5 protein-coding genes are annotated in these 5,793 nt (G+C 71.8%); 1 reads left to right on the forward strand and 4 read right to left on the reverse strand.

All coding sequences use genetic code 11. From position 1 onward, the window contains the following. Window positions 1-110: 110 nt before the first annotated feature. From E1281_RS36480 to E1281_RS36495, 4 genes are all read right to left on the reverse strand, one after another. Entirely contained in the window at window positions 111-845 is a 735-nt protein-coding gene (locus E1281_RS36480; RefSeq protein WP_131884265.1) for an alpha/beta hydrolase, read from the reverse strand. A gap of 232 nt (window positions 846-1,077) precedes the next feature. After that, window positions 1,078-1,410: an MmcQ/YjbR family DNA-binding protein gene (locus tag E1281_RS36485; RefSeq protein ID WP_131884266.1), complete on the reverse strand. Its 333-nt coding sequence runs from the start codon at window positions 1,408-1,410 to the stop codon at window positions 1,078-1,080. 50 nt (window positions 1,411-1,460) lie between these two features. Beyond that, the gene (locus E1281_RS36490; protein ID WP_131884267.1) at window positions 1,461-2,579 is read right to left on the reverse strand and encodes a hypothetical protein; all 1,119 of its coding nucleotides are present in this window, start codon (window positions 2,577-2,579) and stop codon (window positions 1,461-1,463) included. Window positions 2,580-2,603: 24 nt separating this feature from the next. After that, window positions 2,604-3,818, reverse strand: a complete 1,215-nt coding sequence (locus tag E1281_RS36495) for an Ig-like domain-containing protein (protein ID WP_243717758.1) — start codon at window positions 3,816-3,818, stop codon at window positions 2,604-2,606. A 493-nt stretch (window positions 3,819-4,311) separates the two neighbouring features. On the opposite strand from E1281_RS36495, the gene E1281_RS36500 reads away from it, so the two are divergent. Continuing rightward, window positions 4,312-5,769, forward strand: a complete 1,458-nt coding sequence (locus E1281_RS36500) for a sugar transferase (RefSeq protein WP_131884269.1) — start codon at window positions 4,312-4,314, stop codon at window positions 5,767-5,769. Window positions 5,770-5,793 lie beyond the last annotated feature (24 nt).

Genomic DNA, 5,793 nt, shown 5'->3' on the forward strand with positions numbered 1-5,793 from the left:
GCCCCCCATTCCGAAGCGCGCCCCCGCCGACCGCGTTCACTTGCGGCGTGTTGTTGTTCTGGCAGCCGGATAACAACGACACGCCGCAAGTGAACGGCGTTCGGGCGGGGTCAGGTCAGGTGGCGGGCGAAGAAGTCGGCCGCGTCGTCCGCTGCGAACTGCGGGACGCCGGTGTGTCCGCCCATGTTGGCGTGCAGCGTCTTCTCCTTGGAGCCGAAGGCGTCGAACAGGTCCAGGGCCGCCTGCCGGTCGTTCCCTTCGTCGTCCCACTGCAGCAGGACATGCAACGGAATGGTGACCTGCCGGGCCTCCTCGAACATGGTGCGAGGCACGAAACTCCCGGCGAAGAGGCCGGCGGCCACGATGCGCGGCTCGACCACCGCAAGCCGGATGCCGATGGAGATCAGCCCTCCCGAGTACCCGGCCGGGCCGCCGATCTCGGGCAGCGACAAGAGGGCGTCCAGGGCGGCCTGCGATTCCGGGACCGCCTTGTCGACGAGCGGGAGGACGAGGGCGTCGATGATCTCGTCGCTGACCGGCTCGCCGGCCTCCATGGCCCGGCGCAGGTCGGCGCGGGCCTCCTCGGCGGCGGCCCAACGGGGCCGATCACCGCTCCCGGGGAGCTCGACGGTGGCCGCGGCGAAGCCGTCCGCCGCCGCGCGGCGGGCCCGCGCCGCCAGCCGGGGGTACATCGTGCGCAGTCCGAGCGGGGGGAGGCCGAGCAGGATCAGCGGCGCCGGTGCGGACGCGGAGCCGGGCGTCCACAGGATTCCGGGGATCTCGCCGAGGGTGAATGCGCGTTCGAGGACGCCGTCGTCGAGACGCTGGTCAGACGTGAATTGCATGGTCGTGCCTTTCGGGAGTGCTCTTGAACGGCGCTCCCGGACGACCTACCGCCCGACCGTGACCCCGGAGGGGAGCACCCATGTCGCAACGTTCACGGGTACCACCTCCTCGTCCTCTCGCACGGCCTCGGGAAAAGTAGCAGTGCGCGCCGCGCCCGGCCAACGGGTTTTCGGCGGGGCCTCCGGGGCCGCCCCCTACTGATCGCTGAGGCAAGGGGATGCTTATCGCAGGTCAGCTTGTCCGGCGCAGGGCGTCGACGTAGCGGTGGGCTTCTCGCGCGACCTCACGCCATTGGGTCAGGGTGGCCGCGCGGTCGTCCAGGGCGGGGAACGCGATCCATTCCCGCATGGTCCGTTCGCCCATGACGACTTTCTCGGCGGTTCCCGCGTCGACGAACGCGTTGGCCCGGTCGCTTGGAAGCTTCACGATGAGCTCCCCGTCGAACCCGAGGAAGGCGAAGACCTTGCCGCCGACGCGGAGCCCGGGGCTGCGGAACCGCCAAGGGAGGCGGCTGACCCCTGGCGACGGCCGGCGGCCGAGGTACCGCGTCGCGTGCCGGGCCATGATCCCGGCGCCCTCAACGGCTCCGATCAGCGCGCCGTCCGCCTGGTGGCTCAGCTCATCAGGCGGCGGAGGCGGCGGGCTCTGCGGCGGACCGGGGAGTCGTCCGGGAGGCGGTCCAGATCCGGGTCCGCGAGCGCGAGCGCCGCTTCGGCGCCGGCGCGTGCGGTCTCCTCGGCGGTCGGCGGGGCGGTCTTCTCCTGGGCCGGGTCGTACCGGAGGTCCTCGATGGCGCCGACGATCCGTGCGTCCGTGGCCTGGAGAGCCGTGAGATCCGCCTTGCTCCAGTCGGCGACCCGGGGACGCCATTCGGGCGGGACGGCGAGCTTGCCGCCGCGCTGTTCGCGGGCCTGGAAGCGCTCTGTGACGAGCTGGCGCAGCCGGTCCGCCTTCTGCCGGGGCCAGGAGTCCTCTCGCATGGCCGCGTTCAGGGACGCGAGCACCAGCGTCTCCGGTGCCGTCAGGCCGGTGTGGGCCTGGCGGTCCGCGACCGGGACGTGCGCGAGGTCGGGCAGCCCGGCCGCCTGCGTGAAGCGTTCCAAGAGAAGTTCGGGAGGCTTTCCGGGGGAGGTCACCACGGAGACCCGGTTCGCTCCCGCGTCAGACCAGCGCTGGACCAGCGAGCTCAGCGTGAAGGCCCGCCAGATGTGCGCGTCGAGGTCGGCTTCGACGTGGTCCCGGCCCTTGTCGCGGTGCGCGGCGAGGCGGCCCAGGTAGGACTCGAAGCTGGTGCTGCGCCCGTTGCGGATGTGCTGCTGCCACAGCGAGGGCATGGAGCGGCCCAGGCTCCGGGCCGTGATGACGACCTCGACGTCATCGACGGCGAGCGAGTCCAGGAGGCGGCGGACGGCGTCCGCCCGGATCACCGAGAGGGCCTCCGCCGACAGCAGCACGGTGCCGGGCCAGGCCCGCACCTGCTCCAGCAGGACCTCCCACGAAGCGGCCGTCCGTGACGCGCGCTCCTCCGGCACCCAGGGGTACTCGGTGCCGAGCAGGCCGTAGCTCGACCACTCGTGGTTGGCCACGGTGCGCTTGCCGTCGTCCCAGTCCTTCGGGACGGGGTACAGCACGCCCGACTCGGCGAGCGCCTCGCTGTTGTCCTGCACCATGTGCTGCAGGAACGTGGTGCCCGACTTCTGCAGGCCGATATGCAGGACGATCTTCGATGCCACAGGTCGCTCCCGTCGGCCCGGTGGTCAGGCGCGGCTGGTCGTTACCGGCTTGTCGAGGGCGCTTCCCTTCGCCCACTTGGGGAAGGGTAGCTGCCAGTAAGCCCAGCCGTTCGTCCAGCCCAGCTCCCGCTTGGTGCCGGTGACGTTCACGAGGTCGCCGCGGTAGGACCAGTTGTAGAACCACTTGGCGTCGGCCGTGGGGGAGCGGATGCAGCCGTGGCTGCAGTTGCGCCGGCCGAGGCAGCTCGGGTCCTCGGTGTTCTGGTGGATGTACACGCCGCTGTTGGTGATGCGGGTCGCCCACGGGATCTTCTCGTCGTAGTACCCCGGGTCGCCCTTCTTCTTGCCGGGCGAGACCATGCGCTCCATGCGGCTGCGGTCCATGGTGAGGTGGACGCCGCTGGTGGTGAGCAGGGTGTCGACGCCGTTCTTGACCTCGCCGCCGGAGCCGAGGCTGACGCCCCAGTTGCGGACGGTGCGGCCGTTCTCCTTGGCGACGAGCCGGTGGGTCTTGGCGTTGATGGTGACCGTGTGGGAGTCGCCGATCTTGAAGTTGCGGGTCACGCTCTTGTCGCCGAAGACGTCGTCGCCGATCCTCAGGCCCGCGTAGTTGACGGTGACGGAGACCTTCTGGTGCGGCTTCCAGGGGCGCTTCGGCCGGAAGACCACCGAGGGGAGGCCGTTGAACGACTCGCCGGCGCTCAGCCAGCGCCACGCGCCCTCGGTGGGGGTGGTCGAGGAGATCTCGATGCTGCGCTCGATGGCGGGCTTGGCCTTCTCGGGGACGGTCTTGTTGAACTGCACGAAGACCGGCATGCCGGTGCCGACGGTCTCGTTCTCGGACGGGACGACGTTGTTGATCCGGGTCGCGGCGGTGGCGCGGCTGGTGCGGAACGCGCTGGTGGCGGTGGTGGACTTGCCCTGGGGGGACGTCGCCGTGGCCGACACCTGGTAGCCGCCGCCGGGCCGCAGCGTCCACTTCGAGCGCCACCTGGTCTTGTCGGGGGAGAAGGTGCCGGGGACGTCGGCGCCCTTCAGCTTCACCGAGACCTTGCCCAGCGTGCCGCCCGCGGCGGAGACCGTCACGCCCTGGTCGGGACGTGCCTTGCCGCTGCCGTTCGCCGGGACGATCGTCACCTGGGGCGTGCCGTTGTTGCCTCCCTTGGCGGTCTTCCCGCCGCCGCTGCCGCCGTCCCCGCCGCCGCAGCCCGCGACCAGGCCCAGGACCAGCGTCAACACCAAGGCGCTACTTCGCACCGTTCTCCCTCTCCAGCCCGCCGTGCCCGCGTCGTGCGGGACAGCCGCACGATCATCCACGAGCGGCCCTGTCCCGGCGGGACGGCCGGTCGGCACGGCGTCCGATCACGTGTACGTCCATCGTCCCGCGAAGGTTCGGCCCAGGTGGGCGATTCCAGGATCTTCGGCGGCCCGACTTTGCCGCGCGGGCGGGCCAGGCCCGGCGCGGTGGAGGAAAAATAGCTCAATCGGACGAAAAAGAAAAGGCGCTTAATAGCGGCTCCGATTGGCGGCTACTTTGAGCTGCCGGTGCTCGTCCTTTGAGGTGTTCTCGCAGGTCGATCGGGCTGTGCTGATCTTCTATTCAAGATTACGCAGGGGGCGGTTAAAAGCGGCGATCCGCGCCGGGACGCGCTGGGATGCTGGATCGTGGCCGCCCGCGACGGCCCCGCAAAGTCACCTCCCGGGTGAGTTCTTGTCTGTGAAGGGACGCGCGATGAGAGCCCAGGGGCTGAGTCCCTCCATCGACCCGGGTGCGGCCCCCGCGGACCTCGCCTCGGGCGAGGCGGTGGCCGTGCTCGCGCCCGTCGTCCCTCGCCGCCGCGGCGCGACCGGCACGCGGATCCTGGCCGTCCTGTACCCGGTGTGCCTCGCCGTGGCGGACGGATGGGCGATGGCCGTCGCCGTCGCCGTCCTGCGCCCCGTGCCCGGCGGCGCCGTCCCCGGCGTGGCGGCCATGACGCTGATCGCGTGCAACGCCTCGGGCGGGCTCTACCGGATGCGCCGCAGCCCCTCGCTGCTGGCCGACGGGCCGCCGATCCTCGTCCGGACGCTGATCGTGGCCGCGCTCGCGGCGGTGCTGCTGCCGGGCTCCGCGATCGGCGCGGCGGCCGCGTGGCTGTGGATCGCGGGTGCGGCCGGGACGGCCTCGCTCGCCGTCCGCGCGTTCGTGAACGCGGCGGTCCGGACCTACCGGTGCCGCCGCTCCCGGGCCCGTCCCGCGCTGATCGTCGGAACGGGCGGGGCGGCCGCGCACCTGGCCGGCGTCCTGCGCGAGCGCGGGGAACTCGGGCTCGCCGCGGTCGGGCAGGTGGCGGCGGGCGGCCCCGCGCCCGCGGGACCCGCCGTGCCCGTGCTCGGGGAGACCTCGGACCTGCCCGCCCTCGTCGAGGAACACGGGGTCGACACGCTGCTCGTGGCCGCCGAGGACGTCCACCCGGACCACCTGGACGCCGTGCTGCGCATCTCGTTCGGGCTCCCCTGCGAGACGCTCCTCCTCCAGCCGCCGTCGGACGTCGTCCCGGTGGCGACGACCAGGCGGGAGTACCTGGCCGGGCTGCCGTGCGCGCGGGTCGACTGGCGGCTGCGCGAACCGGCGGCCCGGTGCGCCAAGCGGCTGCTCGACCTCGTCGCCGGCTCGCTGATCCTGGTCCTCGTGCTGCCGGTGCTGGCGCTGTGCGCGGTCGCCGTGCGGATGGAGGGCGGGCCGGGCGTGCTGTTCCGGCAGCGGCGGATCGGCCTCGGCGGCGAGGAGTTCGTCCTGCTGAAGTTCCGGACGCTGAAGCCCGCGGACGAGCAGGAGTCCGACACCCGCTGGACGGTCAAGGACGACGACCGCATGGGACGCGTCGGACGGTTCCTCAGAGCCACCTCCCTGGACGAACTCCCGCAACTGTGGAACGTCCTCCGCGGAGACATGAGCCTCGTCGGCCCCCGCCCGGAACGCCCCCATTTCGTGGAGCAGTTCTCCCGCACCTGCCCCGGCTACATGCTCCGCCACCGCGTACCGGTCGGGATGACGGGCTGGGCCCAGATCCACGGCTTCCGGGGCGACACGTCGATCGAGCTGCGCGCAAGGCTCGACAACCACTACATCGACCACTGGTCCTTCGCCGGCGACCTGAGAATCCTCCTCCTCACCGTCCGGGCGATGCTGTGCAGGGACGCCGGATGACCGGCCACGCGCCCCCGGCCACCC

Source organism: Actinomadura sp. KC345 (genome assembly GCF_004348515.1).
GTDB lineage: Bacteria > Actinomycetota > Actinomycetes > Streptosporangiales > Streptosporangiaceae > Spirillospora.

Bases quoted from the DNA above. Each gene is read 5' to 3' on its own strand.
- E1281_RS36485 (WP_131884266.1), bottom strand. From the start codon at position 1,410: ATGGCCCGGCACGCGACGCGGTACCTCGGCCGCCGGCCGTCGCCAGGG.
- E1281_RS36500 (WP_131884269.1), top strand. From the start codon at position 4,312: ATGAGAGCCCAGGGGCTGAGTCCCTCCATCGACCCGGGTGCGGCCCCC.
- E1281_RS36480 (WP_131884265.1), bottom strand. From the start codon at position 845: ATGCAATTCACGTCTGACCAGCGTCTCGACGACGGCGTCCTCGAACGC.